The following is a 17,677-nucleotide window of genomic DNA, read 5'->3' on the forward strand; positions in this document are numbered from 1 at the left end:
GGAGCGCACCTGAGGGAAAGGTGCTATACGGCGAACCGCAGGAGGGGGGAGCGACACGCATGGGCAGACCCTTGCACCTGGAACCCCGGCTCGGTGCCCGGCTGCGGTCCCTGCTGCAGTCCCCCGGCCTGCTGCACCTGCTCACCGACGCCCTGGGATCGCCGCTCAACGTGCTGGTGCCCGACCAGATCGCCGAGAACCTGGAGCGCTTCCGCTCCGTGTACCGCAGGCACCACCTGTCCGGCCAGGTCTTCTTCGCCCACAAGGCCAACCGGTCCAGCTCCCTGCTACGGCGGCTCGCCGCGACGGACGCGGGCGTGGACGTGGCGTCCCTGGGCGAACTGCAGCACGCGCTCGGGGCCGGTTTCGCGTCCGACCGGATCGTGGCCACCGGGCCCAAGAACCCGCAGTTCCTGTGGCTGGCCGCCCGCGCCGGGGTGACCGTCGGCGTCGACTCGGTCGGTGAGCTGGACCAGCTCGCCGGTCTCGTCCGGGGGCACGCACTCCCCCGGGTCCGCGTCCTGCTGCGCCTGTCGGGATTCGAGGCGGCCGGTGTGCGGGTGCTGAGCCGGCGCAGTCGTTTCGGCTCGCCCGTACGGGAAGCGGACCGCCTGCTGGAGGCCGTGGAACGGCACCGGGACACGGTCGAACTGACGGGTGTGGCCTACCACTTGGACACCACCAGTCTCACCGAGAAGGCGACAGCCCTTGAGGGCTGTCTCACGGTCCTGGAAGAGTGCCGCAGCCGGGGGCTGCGTCCACGGGCCGTGGACATCGGCGGCGGATTCGGCGTCAACTACCTCGCGCACCAGGAGCAGTGGGAGCGGTACACGACACAGCTCACGGAAGCCGTGCTCGGCAGGCGCCCGCCCCTGACCTGGCAGGGGCACGGCTACGGGCTGCGCGCCGAGGGCGGCACGGTGCGGGGGGCGCTGGGGCTGTACCCGGCTCACCGACCGGTCGCCGGGGAACGGTATCTGGACGAACTGCTGGCGCAGCCCGCCCCGTCGCTGGGTGGCCGCCCACTGGCCGCACTGCTGCTGGAGTACCTGTACGACCTGCACATCGAACCCGGGCGCGCCCTGGTGGACCAGTGCGGGATCACGCTGGCGAGGGTGCTTGAGGTACGCGACTTCGGCACCGGCGGTGAACTGCTGGTGCGGCTGGCGCTGAAGGCCGACGACATGGCCCTGGAAGAGCACGGGGTGCTGATGGATCCCGTCGTCCTCCCCAGGGACGGTGCCGGAGCGCGCGCCGAGGGCGGCCCCGTCGGTGTCCATCTCTTCGGCAGTCTCTGTCTGGAGACCGACATGATCACCCGCAGGACGGTCTTCCTTCCGTGCCGACCGGAGCCCGGCGACCTGCTGGCCTTCGCGAACACCGCCGGATACGCCATGGACTTTCACGCCGGCCACGCACAGCACCAGCCCGTCGCCCGCAAGGTGGCCGTCTGGGAGGACGGTGGTTCATGGCGTTGGAGCCTCGACGAACAGTACTGGCCGACGACGCCCTCGGGGGGTCAGCAGTGAGGTACGACAGCATCACCGAGGTCATAGGAAACACCCCGCTGGTGCGCATCGACCCGGCCGTCACCGGTCTGCGGAACATCGACCTGTTCGCAAAGCTGGAGATGCTCAACCCCTTCGGCTCGGTCAAGGACCGGACCGCCTGGAACATGGCGCGCCCCCACCTCGCCGACGCCGTCGAGCGCGCCGGCCAGATCGTCGAACTCTCCAGCGGCAACACGGCCAAGGCGCTGGCCGTCATCGCCGGGATGCACGGCCTGACCTTCAAGAGCGTCACCAACCGCATGCGGGTGCCGGAGATCAAGGACCTGCTCCTGCTGCTGGGCGCGGAGATCGAGGAGCTGCCCGGTCAGAGCGAGTGCCTCGACCCGACCGCGACCGACGACCCGCTGACCCTCTTCCACCGCTCGCTGGCCGAGTCCGGCAGCGCGTATCTGCACACCGACCAGTACTTCAACCCCCGCAACACCGAGGCCCATGTGACCGGCACCGGCCCGGAGATCGTCAAGGACCTGGACGGCCGGGCCCCGGACTGGTTCATCGCCTGCGTGGGCACCGCCGGCTCCTCCACGGGCGTGGCCAGGGTGCTGCGCGAGCACGACCCCAAGGTGCGGGTCATCGGGCTGGTCGGGGGCAAGTCCGACTTCATACCGGGCATCCGCACCATCGACGAGGTCCACGAAGTCGGCCTGTTCGACCCGGACACGTACGACGCGATGCAGACGGTGAGCGCCGACGAGGCGATCGAGGGGATGCTCACCCTGGTCCGCCGCTGCGGAATGCTGGCCGGGCCCACCGGCGGCGCGGCCTACTTCGGCGCGGTCCGCCATCTGCGGGAGGTGGACGCCGAGTTGACAGAGCGTCAGACGGCCGTGTTCATCGTCTGCGACCGCGTCGAGAGCTACCTGAGTTACGTCCGGCAGCGGCGGCCCGACCTCCTGGGCAGGCCCCGCCGGAGGAACTCTTTGGCCGACCTGTCCGCCGCCGAAGTGCGCACCGCCCCGGCCATCGGTGTCGCGGACGCCCAGCGGTGGATCGCCACCGACGGGCCGCTCGTGGTCGACCTGCGCAGCCCGTTCGCGTACGCGGCGCTGCACATCGACGGGTCGGTCAACATCGTCGACGAGCTGTTCGACGAGCTCGTGAGGGGCGGTCTGCCCTTCAGCCGGAGCCGACCGGTGCTGCTGGCCTGTCCGGTGGGCGAGAAGTCCGCCGCGTACGCCGCACTGCTGACCCGGATGGGACATCCGGACGTCCGCAGCCTCGCCGGCGGCATCGTGGCCTGGCGCGATGCGGGCGCGCCCCTGGTACGGGACTGACATGACCGTCAGCTCCGACCGAGGAAACGGCATGTCCTTCCCGGAGGACCTGCGGGACTGGCAGCGCGAGCTGCGCGCCCAGTTCCCGATCATCGTCGCCCATCCGGAACTGGCCTACCTGGACAGCGCCGCCACCGCCCAGAAACCGCAGGCCGTGCTGGACACCGTCCACACCTACCTGACCACCACCAACGCCAACGCCGGCCGCGGCACCTACACCTGGGCCAACCGCACCACGGAACTCGTGGAGCGGGCCCGGGACCGGGTCAAGGAATTCCTGGCCGACCCGGCCGGCGAACGCTCCGTCGTGCACTTCACCAGCGGCACGACCGAGGGACTGCGGACGATCGCGCGCGACTGGCTGACCTCCTGGCTCACCGACGGGGACGAGATCGTGGTCCCCGTGGCCGACCACCGGGCGAACATCGATCCCTGGCGGGAGACGCAACAGTTGCTGGCCGGTCAGGGGGTGCGCGTTCACCTGCGCCGGATGCCGTACCAGCCCGGTTCCCACGACTACGACCACCACGCGCTGGCGGCGCAGGCCGGCCCTCGGACCCGGTTCGTCGCCGCCACCCATGTGCACCACGTCTACGGCGGGAACATGAACGTCCACCGCATCCGGCAGGCGGTCGGCCCCGACGCGGTCATCTGCCTCGACGCCGCCCAGAGCGCCGGCCACCTGCCGGTGTCCGTGGCCGACCTGGACGTGGACTTCGTCGTCTTCTCCGGGCACAAGGCCCTGGCCCTGCCCGGTACGGGCGCGGTGTGGGCCCGGCAGGCGCGCGGACCGGCCTTCGCACCCGGCGGCTGGCGGGGCACCCCGAACACCACCGGCATCGCCTCCCTGGCCGCCGCGCTCGACTGGCTGGAGGCAGCCGGCACCGACCGGATCGAGCGCTGGACAGTGGCCCTGGCGGCTCGGCTCACGGACGGACTGCGCCACCTGGACGCCTACGAGATCCTCGGGTGCCCGCTCAGCCTGGCCGCCGATTCACCCGTCCAGCAGCGCCGGGGCATCGTCACCTTCCGGCACCGCGACATCGGCTCCGGCGACCTCGGTTTCATCCTCTTCAGCCACGGCTTCATGGTCCGCTCCGACCACCACTGCCAGGGCAGCGCGGGCGAGACGACCGGCTCGGTCCGCGTCAGCCTGCACGTCTACAACACGCCTGAGGAAATCGACCGGTTGTTGTCCGTACTCGCCTCCCTGCAGTGACACGACACCACAGTGTGAATGGGAACCGTTTTCACCTGTAGGGTGCTGAGGAACTCCGGAGGACAGGTGCGAACGGCGAGGGTGGCGCGACCGGATGGGGCTCAGCATGGCTACGGCCGAACGGTGGGTGGAGCGCTGGGAACGCCAGCAGCAGCGGTACGCCGTCGGCCGCGAGGAACGGTTCACGGTGATCGCCGACGTGGTCGAGCACATCACGGCCGGCCGGACGGTCACGCCCCTCGTACTCGACCTCGGCTGCGGCCCGGGATCGCTGGCGGCGCGGCTGGCCCGGCGACTTCCGGACGCGGAGATCGTGGCGGTGGACATGGATCCCCTGTTGCTGGAACTGGCCCGCACCCATCACGGCGCCGCCGCCCGTTACGTCGAGGCGGTCGTCGGTGAGACCGGCTGGGTCCGGGCGCTGGGCCTGGACCGCCCGCTCGACGCGGCCGTCTCCACGACCGCGCTGCACTACCTCGCTCCCCCAGCCCTGCGGCGCACCTACCGGCAGCTCGCCGCGCTGCTGCGCCCCGGCGGCGTCCTGGTCAACGGCGACCACCTCCCGCCGGAGGGCGGCCCGGAGGCCGCCGGGATCGTCGCCCACGTCGGGCGACGCCGGGCGGAGCGACAGCAGGCGTTCGCCCATGAGGACTGGGAATCCTGGTGGACCGCTGTGGCCGGCGAGCCGGAGCTGGCGGACCTCCTCGCCGAACGCCGCCACAAACAGCCGGGCAACGGCACGGGCAGGGGAAGCGGGCTGCCCCTGTCCGCACACGTACGGCTGCTGCGGCAGGCAGGGTTCACGCATGCCGGTCCCGTCTGGCAGTACGGCAACAGTTACGTGGTGGTGGCGACCCGTTAGGGCGGCGCTCACCGCCCCGCGGGCGCCGGCGCGGCGGGGTCCGGGCGCCGGACGAGCCTCACCAGCAGTCCATGGCGCGGTGCCAGGCACCAGGTGAGGAGGAACAGACCGGTGAGGACGACGACGACGGAGCCGCCCGCGGCGAGGTCGTAGGCGTACGAGACGTACAGGCCCGTGACACTGCCCGCGCAGCCGATGAGCGAGGCCAGCAGGGTCATCGCCCACAGCCGTTCGGTGAGCATGCGGGCGGTGGCCGCGGGGGTGATGAGCAGGGCGAGGACGAGGATGTTGCCGACCGCTTCCAGGGACATCACGATCGTCGTGGTGACGACGACGTAGAGCGCGAGGTCGAGGCGGAACACCGGCAGTCCCGCGGCGCGTGCCGTCTCGCGGTCCAGGCTGACCGCGACCAGTTCCTTGCCGATCGCCAGGACGACGAGGACGAGGACGGCACCGATCGCGGCCACGGTCCACACGTCCGCGGAGCTGACCGCCAGGACCTGTCCGAAGAGGAAGGAGGACAGGTCGGTCGTCCAGCTGTCACGCGTGGAGACCAGGACGATGCCCAGTCCGAAGGCGAAGGCGAAGAAGACGCCGATGACGGTGTCCTCCTTCAGCCGCCGGTTCTGGGAGACGAAGGCGATCAGCACGGCCGTGGTGATGCCGGCCGCGGCGCCGCCGAGCAGGAGGTTGCCCTCGAAGGCGTAGGCGAGGGCGACGCCAGGGAAGGCGGAGTGGGCGACGGCGTCGCCGATGAAGGCCATGCCGCGCAGGACGACGTACACGCCGACGACGCCGCACACCAGGCCCACCACCGCTGCCACGGCGAACGCCCGCTGCATGAAGGGAAGGTGCCAGGGATCGGTGAAGAAGGCGACCAGCTCGCTCATGACGCGGTCACCGTGCCGATCGCGCGGTCGAGGCCGAAAGCGCGCAGCATCTGGTCGGAGTCGGCGAGGAGATCGGGGCCGCCCTCGGCGACGATCGTGCGGTTGATCAGCGCGACCCGGTGGCAGGTGCGGGCGGCAGCCGCCAGGTCGTGGGTGGTCATCAGCAGCGCCCTGCCTTCCGTGGTCAGCCGGCCGAACAGCTCGTTCAGCAACTCCTGGGTGGGTACGTCGACTCCGGTGAACGGCTCGTCCAGGAGCAGGATGCGCGGGCCCGCGGCCAGCGCGCGGGCCACCAGGACCCGCTGCCGCTGGCCGCCGGACAGCTCCCCGAGCGGGCGCCGCCGCAGCTCGGCGAGCCCGGTCAGTTCCAGCGCCTCGTCCACCGCCGCCCGGTCCGCCGCGCCCGGGCGGCGCAGCCAGCCCATCTGCCGGGTGCGTCCGGTGAGCACGGCGCCCGCGATGTCGAGGGGGAAGTCCCAGGCGAACTCGTGCCGTTGGGGCACATATCCGATGCCTCGGCCGACCCGACGTCCGGTCCGTCCCTCGACGGCGACCTCGCCCGCGGCCAGCGGAACGAGGCCGAGGACGGCGCGCAGGAGGGTCGTCTTCCCGGCGCCGTTCGGGCCGATGAGGCCGACCAGCTCGCCCGCTTCGACGCAGAGGTCGGCCTTCTCCAGGGCGGTCCGCCCGCCGAGGACGACGCTCGCGTCGGTGACCCGCAGCAGCGGGCCGCTGTCAGTCATGCGTGGTCCTTCTGCGCCGGACGGCCAGGAAGGACACGGCGCCCACGGCGGTCAGCGCGGCGGCGGCCGAGCCCAGGGGCAGCGCCCCGCCCGCCCCGGTGGAGGCCATCGAACCGCCGGCGTCGTCCGTCGAAGAGCCGCCGGTGGACCCGGAGTCGGACACGGAGCCCGACGTGTCCGGGGAAGAGGACCCGGACGTCCCGGAGGGCTCGGACGTTCCCTTGCCGGAGCCGTCGCCCGGCGTCACCGTGCCGGGGTCGGTGTCGCCGACGGCGAACGTCACCGTCTCCGTGTCGGAGACCTTCGTGCCGTTCGCCAGGGTGCCGCTCATCGTGAAGGTCAGCCGGTACGTTCCCTCCTCGGTGAACGCCCATCCGCCGTGCGCGTGCGTGTTCTGTGCGACGTCGAAGGAGTCCGGCACCCCGTCCTTGCTGTTGAACAGGACGTTCGCGCCCGACATCGCGTCGTAGGTGTAGAGCGCGAAGACGCCCGGACCCGCGACCGCGGTGAGCGAGAACTCCACACCCCCCTTGGTCTTCCCCGCCTCGATGTTGTCCGTCGACCAGCCGGGCCACAGCAGGCCCTCCTGCTGCACCTGGTCGAGCAGCCACACCGGGTCACCGCCCTTGCCGAGGAACGCGAACTCGTCGCCGGGCGGAAGGGTGTTCCTGGCCGCGGGTTTGACGTGCAGGACCACGGAGGAGGGCTCGCGCCAGGTGGTCCTCCCCGAGACCGTGCCGTCCTTGATGTGGATCTGCAGCTTGCTGCCGACGACGCGGGCCGCGAAGTCGACGTGGCCCTCGTCGAGGACCGTCGTTTCGGACACGACGTCGGTGGAGGCCGTGGTGGCGGCCAGGGCGGTGCGCCGCTCGGGCTCGGCCGCCTTGGTCACGGTCGTGCCGCCCACCGAAGGAGTTGGGGCCTCCTCGGAGGTCTCCTCGACGGGAGACGCCTCGGCGACCGGCTCCTCCCCGGCCGTGTCCTTCCCGTCCGCCGTGTCCCCGACCATCACCGTGTACACGGTGCCGACGGACAGCTCCCGCCCGTCCGCGGCCGTGGCCTCGGCGGTGAAGATGACCTGGTACGTGCCGTCCTCGCTGAACTCCCAGCGGGTGTCGCCCTGGTGGCCCACCGGCAGCTCGTGCTCGTCGGGCAGGTCGTCGGCGCTGTCGAAGAGCACAGCGGACGCGCCGCCCTCGTCGTCCGAGTACACCTTCAGGTCACCCGGCCCGTCGAGCCCGGTCAGCGACCAGCGCACGGTGTCCCCGGTCACCGCGCCCTCGGGGACATCGGTGGTGTCCCACCCGGGCGCCGACGCGTGAGCCACGCCCGCGTCACCGACCTCGATCACATGGGCTCCGGTCGCCGGATCCAGGGTCAGCACCCCGTCCGCGTAGGCGATCCGGCCGAGTGCGGGCCCTGCCGTGCCGTCTTCGGCGACGGCGACCCCGCCTCCCGCCGGGGCGGCCGCGAACAGCACGGCCACGGCGACTCGCCCAACGCTCCGCATGCCCCTCATCGGGCGTCCTCCCCCAGGCACTTGGCGAGCTCGGTCGCGTTGTGCCGCATCATCGATACGTAGTCCTGGACCCTGTCGTCGAACGAGTCACCGTAGATCGTGCAGATGCCGACCCCCGCGTCCTCGGCGACCCGGCGCAGCACGTCGGCCCGCGCGGCGAGATTCGGCTCCAGGAACACGGACGGGACCTTCTTCTCCCGGATGGTGCCGCCGAGTTCCTCCACCTCGGCCGCGCTCGGCTCCTGGTTGGGCACGGGCACGACGAAGCCCGCGACCTCCATGCCGTACGCCTTCGCGAGGTAGCCGAAGGCGTCGTGTGTGGTGATCAGCTTGCGGTTCCGCTCGGGCACGGTGGCGAGCTTCCTGGCGACCTCCTCGTCGAGGGCGCCGAGCGTCTTCAGATAGGCGGCGGCGTTCTTCTCGTACGTCGCCTTCCCGTCCGGGTCGGCCTTGATCAGCTCGGCCTCGATCCGCCGCACGTACGCCTGGGCGTTGGCGACGTCCGCCCAGGCGTGCGGGTCCATCTCGCCGTGCACGTGCTTGCCGATCACGGCCTGCGGCAGCACCCACAGTTCGTCGCCCGCCGCGCCGAGGAAGGCGTACGGCTGCTCCTTCGGCACGGTCTCCTTGGCCCGGTCGGGAACGTTCAGCACCACGTCGTCGGCCGGGAGACGCTCGGGCTCGCCGCTCTTGTCGTCGTCGGCGCGGACGTACACCTTCCCGGTCTCGGCATTCAGCGTGACGTCGGCGTGCCCTCCGTCGAGCACGCGCGCTCCCTGGGGCGCCTCGGCGTCGTCGCCGACAGTGAAGGTGAAGGTGCCGCTGCCGATCTCCTCGGTCGTCCCGTCGAGGGTCTCGGTCCGCCCCTCGACCGTCAGCCGGTACGTGCCGGGCTCGCTGAACGCCCAGTTGACGTGCGTGTGTGCCTCGGGCGGCAGGGCGAAGGAGTCGGCGTCGTCGAAGCCGTTGGCGGAGTCCATGTACACCTGGGGCCTGCCGAGCGTGTCGGTGAGATACACGCGCAGCTCGCCGGGCCCCTCCAGTTTCGTTGCGGTCGTGCGGACCTGGGAGCCGTCTCCGCCGACCCTGCCCTCGACGGCCCAGCCGAGCCAGAGCACGTCGAGTCCGAGGTCCTCCTCCAGCTTGATGACCGTGCCGCCGTACTGCTCCAGCTGCTCGGCGACCTCGATCTTCGGTGCGGACTTCCTGGCGTTGGTGTGGACCATCTTCATGATCCCGGGCTCTTCGAGCAGCAGACCGTTGCTGAACACGACATCGGCCCTGGCGACCTTGGCCGCGTCGCCGGGGCTCGGCTCGTAGGAGTGCGGGTCGCCGTGGTGCGGCACGATCGAGGTGACGTCGACGCGATCGCCGCCGACCTGCTCGACGAGGTCGGCGATGATCGCGGTGGTCGTCGACACCGTCAGCTCGGCGTCGGACGACCCGGTGTGCGGCCCACTGCACCCGGAGAGCAGGGCGCTCGCCGCGACCAGCGCGGCGGTGGTGCGTCTGCGGTGGCCCCGCACGGGCACCTCCTTTTCTCGAACAGCCATCACTGGGCGGTACGGCGACGTCGTACGAAGAACACCGCACCGCCGCCCGCGAGCAGGGCCGCAGCGGCGATGCCCGCGATCACGGCGGCCTGCGCGCCAGTGGAGGCGAGCCCGCCGTGCGTCGAGGTGCCGTCGCCGCCGGTCGACGAGGTTCCGCCGGTCCCGAAGGAGCCGGAGCCCGGGGCCGTGGCTGAGGCCGAGCCGGACGCGGACGGGGACGGGGACGGGGCCGTGGTCGCGGTCGTGGTGGCAGTCGGCGTCGGGGACTCGGAGCCCGACGGGGTGACCGTCGGTGACGCTGTCGGCTCGTCCCCCTCACCCGGCGTCACGGTCGACGGGTCCACGTCGTCCCCGACCACCCAGGCGACGGTCTCCGTGTCACTGACCCTCCTGCCGTCGGCGAGGGTGGCGCTGACGGTGAAAGTGGTGCGGTAGACGCCCTCGGCCGCGAAGGCCCACACGGTGTGGCGGTGGGTCGGTACGGACAGGTCGAAGCCGTCCGGCAGCCCGTCCCCGCTGTGGGCGTGCATGGTGACCGAGCCGACCGAGCCTTCCGTGAAGATGCTCAGCCCTCCCGGGCCCTGGACGGCGTCCAGCCGGAACGCGACACGGCCGTCGATCTCGGAGCTCTTGAACTGGTCGGTGCTCCAGCCGGGCCAGAGGAGCCCGTCGACCTGCTGGATGGGCAGCCACCACACGGGATCACCCACGGAGCCCAGGAACTCGTACCCCTCGGTGATCTTCCGTCGGGCCGCGGGTTTCACGTGCAGGACGACCTTCCCGGGCTCGAACCACTCGTGGTCCTGCGCCGTGCCCTCCTTGATCTGGAACTGCAGCGAGCCGTCCACCGGGCGCGCCGCCAGATCGAGGTGGCCGTTGTCGATGACGTGTGGAGCCGGTGCGGTGGGCGTCGCGCTCGTCGAGGGCGCGGTACTCGTCGGCGCCGAGGACGTCGGCGGAGTCGAGGGCGTCGGTGTGGAGCCGTCGCCGGGCAGCACGTCGTTCGGGTCGACGTCGTCGCCGACCACCACGGCCAGCGTCTCGGTGTCGGTGGAACCACCGCTGGTCACCGTGAACGTCAGCCGGTAGACGCCCTCCTTGGTGAACTGCCAGACGGGAAGCAGCCGTTCCTCGTCGCCGGGCAGGGTGAAGGCGCGCTGAACGGATGCGACGCTGCCGAGGTACGGGATCGCCGGAGCGTCCATGCTGTCCATCTCGCGGGTGTACGCGGCCATACCGAAGTCCCCGGGCCCTTCGTACCCGGACAGCGTGACCTCGGTGTCACCCCCCGCCGCGGAGCCGTTCCAGCCCGGTTCCGGCGCGAAGATGTTCTCCGCCTCCCAGCCGTTGAGCTGCCAGGTGTCCAGGTTCGTGGTGCCGAGCGCCATGGCGACCGGGTCGAGGGTGAACTGCAGGGACGACTGCACCGCGTGCAGCACCACGCCGGAGGGCTCACGCACGACCGTCGTACCGCCGCTCCGGTCGTCGATCTGCAACTCCAGCTTTCCGTCAACCGGTCGGGGCGTGAGATCGAGCTCGCCCTCGTCGAGTACGACGGCACCGCCGGCGGCGCGGGCGGGCCCGCCGCCGCCGGCGGCGGCCAGCCCTGCCGCGCCCAGGAGCACCGCGGTCGCCGCGGTGACAACCGCGGCCGTGAAGGCGCGTCCGCCGCGCGTCAGGGCCCGCATCACGAGCTGACGACGACGGTGTACGTCTCGGTGACGGACTCCGTCACGCCACCGACCGTGCCCTGGACACGGAACGTGAGCTGGTAGGTACCGGCCTCCTCGAAGGCCCAGTTGGCGTGGTTGTGGGTGTCGACGCCGAACGTCCGGGACTTGAAGGTGGAGATGTTCGGGTTGCTGTCGTACCAGCGGGCCCCGTTGCCCGCGTAGATGCTGAAGTCGTCGGTGGCGGCGCCGTCGCGGGTGGCGCTGACGAGCCGGTACGTGACGGTGTCGTTCGCGAAGACCCCGGTGGTCAGGTGCTCGGTGGAGATGCCCGGGAACAGCACCCCGGCCGCGTCGGCCTCGGCCTCGGTGTCCGGCAGCAGCCAGATCTGGCTGCCCGAACCGAGGAACCCGAAGCCCGGGTTGGCGACCTTCGCCGCCGCCGGCACCGAGAGGGTCACGTCGGCCGGCTCGTACTCGGTGCCGGTCTCCTCGTCGTGGACGTGCAGGTGCAGGTCGGCGCCGTCCCACTCGGCGTCGAGGACGTCGACGTGGCCGCTGCTCAGGGTGGTGGCGGCGAAGGCCGACGTGTTGAGACCGGCCGTGGCGAGCGCGGCGGCGGCGAGGCCGGTGACGGTCAGCAGGCGTCTGTGGGTACGCAAGAGAAACCCCCCATGGGTCATGTTCATGCCCGATCGGGCACGAGAAAGACGATAATCATTTTCAACAGAGGGGGCAACGGGTTTGCGGTGACGCCTGGGTGACGGCCGTACGACAGCTGCGGGACGGCGGGACGGATGCGCGGTGATCAGCCGGGCTCGGGAACCGGTCTCCTGGCTCCCCACTGCCGGGTCCGGTGGGCGCCCAGGCCCCGGCAGACCAGGTAGATCGTGAACGAGATGGTGGTGACGTAGGGGCTGATCGGGATGCTGCCGCCCAGGGCGAGCAGGATCCCGCCCTCGATCGAGACGACCGCGAAGACCACGCTCAGCACGGGCAGCAGCACCGGCGACGCGGTGATCCTGGCCGCGGCGGCCGCGGGGGTGACGACGAGGGTGAGGACCAGCAGCGCCCCGACGATCTGCACGGACAGCGCGACCGCGAGTCCCAGCACGATCATGAAGGCGAACGACAGTGCGCGGACCGGCACCCCACGCGCCTCGGCCACCTCCGGGTCGGCGCTGGAGAACGCGAGCGGCCGCCACATGACCGCCAGCGCCACCAGCACCACGGCCGACGTACCGAGCAGCCACGACATCTGCGGGGTGTCGACGGCGACGATCTGCCCGGTGAGGATGCCGAACTTGTTCGCGGCCCGGCCCTCGTACAGGGCGAGGAAGAGCACGCCGAGCCCGAGGCCGAACGGCATGATCGTGCCGATCACCGAGTTGCGGTCCCGGGCACGCGAGCCGAGCAGGCCGATCGTCCCGGCCGCGATCAGCGATCCGACGATCGAGCCCGCCACAATGTTCACCCCCAGCAGCAGCGCGGCCGAGGCGCCGGCGAACGACAGCTCGCTGGTCCCGTGCACCGCGAACGGCAGATCCCGCATGATCACGAAAACCCCGACCAGCCCACCGACCAGGCCGAGCGCGGCACCGGCGATGAGGGAGTTGCGGACCAGGGCGAGCAGTTCGCCGTAGTTGTCGAAGTTGAAGATCTGCTGCCAGATCCCCTCGGCGATGGTCATGGCCGTACTCCGTGCGGCAGTTTCGGGTGGTGCGGCGGCTCGGCCACCTCGTCGGGCACGCCCACCACCGTGATCCGGTCCCGGACGCGGATGACGTCGACCTGCGTGCCGTACAACTGCGACAGCGCCTCGGAGGTCAGCACCTCGTCCGGCGTGCCGACCCGGTGGCCGCCGCGGGCGAGGTACAGCACGCGGTCCACCAGTCCCAGCACGGGGTTGATCTCGTGGGTCACGAAGACCACCGCCGTGCCGTGGGAGCGGCGCCGGGCGTCCACCAGTTCCGTCACGGCCCGCTGATGGTGCAGGTCGAGGGAGAGCAGGGGCTCGTCGCACAGCAGGATCCGCGGGTCGGTCGCCAGCGCCTGCCCGATGCGCACGCGCTGCCGTTCACCGCCGGAGAGCAGGCCGACGGGGACGTCCCCGAACGCGGCGGCACCGACCGCCGCAAGAACCTCGTCCACCCGTTTCCGTACGGCGCCCGTGCGCAGCCGTGGTCCGAAGCCGTGCCCGTCGATGCCGAAGCGGACGACGTCCCGGGCGCGCAGCATCGCGTGCGCGGACAGCGTCGCCTGCTGGGGGACGTAGCCGATGTGCCGACTGCCCCGGCGCGGCGGGCGGCCCAGGACCGTCAGCGTGCCCGCGGACAACTGCCGCTGCCCCAGCAGGGCGCGGACGAAGCTGGTCTTGCCCGATCCGTTGGGCCCGAGTACGGCCAGGAACTGCCCCGGCTGGACATCGAGATCGAGGTCCTGCCACAGCACGCGCTCGCCGTAGGAGAGGGCCGCTCCGCGCAGGCTGATCACCGCGCCGGCCGTGCCACGGTCGTCGGTCGTCCCGCGGTCGCGGGCGCGGGACACGGTGGCCACGGCGGACCGCCTCACTTGGCCAGCGCGCTCGCGAGCGCGTCGACGTTGGCGGTCATCCAGCCGATGTAGTCCTTGCCCTCCGGCAGGGTCTCGGTCACGGGGACGACGGGAATTCCGGCGGACTTGGCCGCCTTCTCGACCTTCTCGGTCTGCGGGCCGGAGGTCTGCTCGTTGTAGACCAGCGCCTTGACCTTCTTGTCGGTGAACAGCGCCAGCGTGGCTTGCAGGGTCCTCGGGGAGACGTCGTCGCCCTCCTCGACGGCCTCGCTGAACTCCTCCGGCGTCGCGTTCTCCAGGCCGCAGGCCTCGATCATGTACAGCGGGACGGGTTCGGTGACGGCCACCTGCTCGCCGCCGTGGTCGGTCCTGACCTGCGCTTCCTTCTCCTGAAGCGGCTTCAGCTGCGCCTTGAAGGCGTTCGCGTTCTTGGTGAAGGTGTCGGCGCCGTCCGGGTCGGCCTTGCCCAGGGCGGTGGCGATACGGTCGGCGATCCTGCCCACGGTGGGGAAGTCGTACCAGAGGTGCTCGTTGAGCTCCCCGCCCGGTGGGGCGGTCTTCCCGGAAACCCTGACCGCGTTGATGACCTCGGCGGACGAGTTGTCACTGCTCGTCAGCATCCGGCCGATGAAGTCGTCGTAGCCGCCGCCGTTCTCGATGACGACCTTCGCCTTGGACAGCGCCAACTGGTTCTGGGTGCTGGCCTCGTAGGAGTGCGGGTCCTGGTCCGGGTTGCTGATGATCGAGGTGACCTTCACCCGCGCGCCGCCGATCCGCTCGGCCATGTCGCCGTAGACGTTCGTCGAGGCCACCACCGGGATGGCGGACGAGGAAACGGGACTCTGCGAGGCGTGGGGGTCGCCGCCGGAGTCGGACGAGTTGCCGCAACCGGCCAGGGCGGCCAGGCAGACACCGGCTATGAGCGGCGCCGAACGCCGGGACCAGGACGCACGCATGGGGAATCCCTCCGCGATGAAGTGAGTTGTCCGCCGAGCTCAGCCTGTCCCGGCTGGGGCCCACGCTAGATGGAAACGGATGTCAACACCGCCTTTCGGTCAGCCGATATGGAAATCCTTACCAAGAACCTAACTCTCGTCGCCTCGGCATGCGCGGCCACGACTTCCCCAGCGATGACTGATGCGCGACGCCCCCCCACGGGACAAGAATGGACGTACCGCGTCGAAAACGGAGGAATCCGCTCCGCGGAAGGAGATCATGATGCATCCCGCCGCTTTCGCCGGTGCGGTCGTGGGCCGCATCACGCACTACGCCTTGTCCGGAACCGCGGGCGTACTGGTTCTGCGGGGAGCCGCCAAGGCGAAGCCCTCGGCGCGCAGACTTCTGGTCAGCGGTATCGCCGGTGGCATCACGACGGGGCGGCGGCTCGGTGCTGCCGCCGAAGAGGCCCGCCTGAAGGCGGGCGACCTGCTGGCGGAGGCCAGGGAGCAGTTGGGTGAGGAGGCGCCGCCGCCCTCGGCGGTCGGTGTCGAGGGACACGCCCACGACCACGAGCACTGAGAGGCGGTGGCCATGCCCGGCAACGTTCCCGTGGCCGGTCGTCCGGCCTCCGGCTCCGGGGTGGTGGTGCGCTCGGCGGCTGCCGGGCGCGTACGGCTGCTGGTTCCCTGGTTGCGGGGGCGGCCGGGCCGCGCCGGGATCGTGGACGAGCGGTTCACCGATCTGCCGGGTTTCCGGGCGTTGCGTATCTTCCCGCGGACCGGTGCCGTGATCGTCTGGGTGCAGCCCGACCTGGTCGACGTCGACCGCCTGGTCGCCGCCCTCGACGAGGCGCCGCCGCCGGGGGTGCCCGCCAGGGACAGCCGGTCCGCGCCCGACTCCTCCACCGGAGAGGTGGCGCGACTCGTGGTCGGCGGTGCGGTACTCGCCCTCGTGGGACTGCGGCGACTGCTCGGCCGGACGCCGTGGACGCCGACGGGCTCGGCCGGTTTCCTCGGCGCGGTCACCGTGTTCAGCGGGCTGCCGTTCTTCCGCGGCGCCGCCCGCACACTCGGCGGCAGACGCCATGCGGGCACCGATGTGCTGGTGACGACGGCGACCGTGATCTCGCTCGTGCTGCGCGAGAACGTGGTCGCGCTCATGGTGCTGTGGCTGCTCAACATCGGTGAGTTCCTCCAGGCCATCACCCTGCGGCGAACCCGGCGCGCCATCGAGGAGCTGCTCTCCATCGGCGAGGAGCGCGTCTGGCTGGTCCGCGACGGTGTGGAGGTGGAGGTCGATCTCGCGGAGGTCGGGGCCGGAGACGTGATCGCGGTGTACGAGCACCACCGCATCCCCGTCGACGGCACCGCCGAGACCGGCGAGGCACTCGTGGACCAGGCGGCCATCACTGGCGAGGCACTCCCGGTATACGTGCAGCCCGGCAGCGACGTGTACGCGGGCACCCTCGTCTCCACCGGCTCCCTGACCGTACGGGCCACCTCGGTCGGACAGGACACGGTCGTCGGGCGGATCATCACCCGGGTCGAGGAGGCACAGGCCGACCGGGCCCCGATCCAGACCGTCGCCACCGCCTTCACCCGCCGCTTCGTGCCCGTCTCGTTCGCCCTCGCCGGGATCACGTACGCGCTGACCCGGGATGCCCGACGGGCGATGACCATGCTGCTGATCGCCTGCCCCTGCGCCGCGGGCCTGGCCACCCCGACCGCGATCAGCGCGGCCATCGGCAACGGCGCCCGCCGGGGCACCCTCATCAAGGGCGGCACCCACCTGGAGGGCATCGGCCGCGTCACCGCCGTCGTCTTCGACAAGACCGGCACGCTCACGCTCGGCCGCCCCCTGGTCACCAGCGTGGTGACGCTCGACGAGGCGGTCACCGCCGACGAGGTGCTGAGCCTCGCGGCCTCCGGCGAACTGCACGCACGGCACCCGCTCGCCCAGGCCATCGTCCGGCGCACCGAGGAACAGCACCTGCACATCCCGATCCACCAGGCCTGCGAGGTCGTCCTCGGCATGGGCGTGCGCGCCGAACTCGACGGCAGCCGCCTGCTGGTGGGCAGCCCCGCCCTGCTGCGCCGCCACGGTCTGGACCTCTCCGAGGTGGCCCAGGAGTGGACGAGCCGACTGCGCGCCGGCGGCGAGACCGTCATCTGCCTCGCCCACGACGACAAGCTGATCGGCATGCTCGGCCTGTCCGACGCCGTGCGCGGCGGAGCCGACACCGTCGTCCGCCAGCTGACGGACCTCGGGGTGACCCGGATCGTGCTGCTGACCGGCGACGCCCCCGAGACCGCCCAGGCCGTGGCCGACACCCTCGGCATCACCGAGGTCCACGCCCACGCGCTGCCCGAGGCCAAACTCCAGCTGATCCGTGACCTCCAGGCAGAGGGACACAGCGTGGCGATGGTCGGCGACGGCACCAACGACGCGCCCGCCCTGGCGCTCGCCGACGTCGGCATCGTCATGGGCGCCCACTCCTCCCATGTCGCTCTGGAGACCGCCGACATCGCCCTGGCCGGCAACGACCTGCGCCAGGTGGCCGCCGTCGTGGAACTCAGCCGCCACACCCTGCGCGTCGTACGGCAGAACTACACGCTGTCCATCGGCGTGAACCTGGCCGGACTCATCGCGGGCGCGGGCGGCTCCATCAACCCCGTCCTGGCCGCCCTGCTGCACAACACCAGCAGCATCGCCGTGGTCGCCAACTCCGCCCGACTGGTGGGTCACACCCCGCACCTGCCGAGCGACGCCACCGCACGACTGCGGGCCGCACCGCTGGAGGAGCGGCGAGTGCGCTGATTCCCCACGCCGTCGGCCGGGCGCCCCGCGTCCTGCTCGCACACCCCCGCACACTTGAGCTATCGTC

At 71.4% G+C, this 17,677-nt stretch carries 15 protein-coding genes; 6 read left to right on the plus strand and 9 right to left on the minus strand.

The annotated features are described in order from the left end of the window. Nucleotides 1–59: 59 nt before the first annotated feature. From KWI83_RS18415 to KWI83_RS18430, 4 genes are all read left to right on the plus strand, one after another. Complete coding sequence (locus KWI83_RS18415; protein ID WP_218515437.1) at nt 60–1,529, plus strand: Y4yA family PLP-dependent enzyme; 1,470 nt, start codon at nt 60–62, stop codon at nt 1,527–1,529. Continuing rightward, on the plus strand, nt 1,526–2,845 hold the full coding sequence (locus KWI83_RS18420; protein ID WP_218515438.1) for a pyridoxal-phosphate dependent enzyme: 1,320 nt from the start codon (nt 1,526–1,528) through the stop codon (nt 2,843–2,845). The genes KWI83_RS18415 and KWI83_RS18420 overlap by 4 nt, the downstream gene beginning before the upstream one ends. A 1-nt stretch (nt 2,846) precedes the next feature. Continuing rightward, nucleotides 2,847–4,064 (plus strand): aminotransferase class V-fold PLP-dependent enzyme, encoded by a 1,218-nt coding sequence (locus KWI83_RS18425; RefSeq protein ID WP_256362446.1) that lies wholly within the window; start codon nt 2,847–2,849, stop codon nt 4,062–4,064. 94 nt (nt 4,065–4,158) lie between these two features. Further along, nucleotides 4,159–4,926, plus strand: a complete 768-nt coding sequence (locus KWI83_RS18430; protein WP_218515439.1) for a trans-aconitate 2-methyltransferase — start codon at nt 4,159–4,161, stop codon at nt 4,924–4,926. Between the two features lie 8 nt (nt 4,927–4,934). On the opposite strand, the gene KWI83_RS18435 is transcribed toward KWI83_RS18430, so the two are convergent. The 9 genes from KWI83_RS18435 to KWI83_RS18475 form a co-directional block, all read right to left on the minus strand. Then, nucleotides 4,935–5,816 carry an anchored repeat-type ABC transporter permease subunit gene (locus KWI83_RS18435; protein WP_218515440.1) on the minus strand — a complete coding sequence of 294 codons (882 nt, stop codon included), beginning with the start codon at nt 5,814–5,816 and terminating at the stop codon, nt 4,935–4,937. Further along, nucleotides 5,813–6,559 carry an anchored repeat-type ABC transporter ATP-binding subunit gene (locus KWI83_RS18440; RefSeq protein WP_218515441.1) on the minus strand — a complete coding sequence of 249 codons (747 nt, stop codon included), beginning with the start codon at nt 6,557–6,559 and terminating at the stop codon, nt 5,813–5,815. The genes KWI83_RS18435 and KWI83_RS18440 overlap by 4 nt, the downstream gene beginning before the upstream one ends. After that, nucleotides 6,552–8,069, minus strand: coding sequence for a TIGR03773 family transporter-associated surface protein (locus KWI83_RS18445; RefSeq protein ID WP_218515442.1), 1,518 nt, complete (start codon nt 8,067–8,069; stop codon nt 6,552–6,554). Before KWI83_RS18445 ends, KWI83_RS18440 begins: the two co-directional genes overlap by 8 nt. A gap of 5 nt (nt 8,070–8,074) precedes the next feature. After that, entirely contained in the window at nt 8,075–9,631 is a 1,557-nt protein-coding gene (locus tag KWI83_RS18450) for an anchored repeat ABC transporter, substrate-binding protein (RefSeq protein ID WP_218515443.1), read from the minus strand. After that, entirely contained in the window at nt 9,631–11,319 is a 1,689-nt protein-coding gene (locus tag KWI83_RS18455) for a choice-of-anchor M domain-containing protein (protein WP_256362485.1), read from the minus strand. The genes KWI83_RS18450 and KWI83_RS18455 overlap by 1 nt, the downstream gene beginning before the upstream one ends. After that, nucleotides 11,319–11,963 carry a choice-of-anchor M domain-containing protein gene (locus KWI83_RS18460; RefSeq protein WP_218515445.1) on the minus strand — a complete coding sequence of 215 codons (645 nt, stop codon included), beginning with the start codon at nt 11,961–11,963 and terminating at the stop codon, nt 11,319–11,321. The genes KWI83_RS18455 and KWI83_RS18460 overlap by 1 nt, the downstream gene beginning before the upstream one ends. A 146-nt stretch (nt 11,964–12,109) precedes the next feature. Continuing rightward, nucleotides 12,110–12,991, minus strand: a complete 882-nt coding sequence (locus KWI83_RS18465) for a metal ABC transporter permease (protein ID WP_218515446.1) — start codon at nt 12,989–12,991, stop codon at nt 12,110–12,112. Beyond that, entirely contained in the window at nt 12,988–13,848 is an 861-nt protein-coding gene (locus KWI83_RS18470; protein ID WP_374106330.1) for a metal ABC transporter ATP-binding protein, read from the minus strand. Before KWI83_RS18470 ends, KWI83_RS18465 begins: the two co-directional genes overlap by 4 nt. Before the next feature lie 20 nt (nt 13,849–13,868). Further along, nucleotides 13,869–14,810 carry a metal ABC transporter solute-binding protein, Zn/Mn family gene (locus KWI83_RS18475; protein ID WP_218515447.1) on the minus strand — a complete coding sequence of 314 codons (942 nt, stop codon included), beginning with the start codon at nt 14,808–14,810 and terminating at the stop codon, nt 13,869–13,871. A 262-nt stretch (nt 14,811–15,072) separates the two neighbouring features. On the opposite strand from KWI83_RS18475, the gene KWI83_RS18480 reads away from it, so the two are divergent. Further along, nucleotides 15,073–15,372, plus strand: coding sequence for a DUF1490 family protein (locus tag KWI83_RS18480; RefSeq protein ID WP_218515448.1), 300 nt, complete (start codon nt 15,073–15,075; stop codon nt 15,370–15,372). Between the two features lie 12 nt (nt 15,373–15,384). Beyond that, the gene (locus KWI83_RS18485; protein ID WP_218515449.1) at nt 15,385–17,610 is read left to right on the plus strand and encodes a cation-translocating P-type ATPase; all 2,226 of its coding nucleotides are present in this window, start codon (nt 15,385–15,387) and stop codon (nt 17,608–17,610) included. Nucleotides 17,611–17,677 lie beyond the last annotated feature (67 nt).

It is taken from the genome of Streptomyces sp. TRM70350 (assembly GCF_019219825.1).
In the GTDB taxonomy this organism is placed as follows: domain Bacteria; phylum Actinomycetota; class Actinomycetes; order Streptomycetales; family Streptomycetaceae; genus Streptomyces.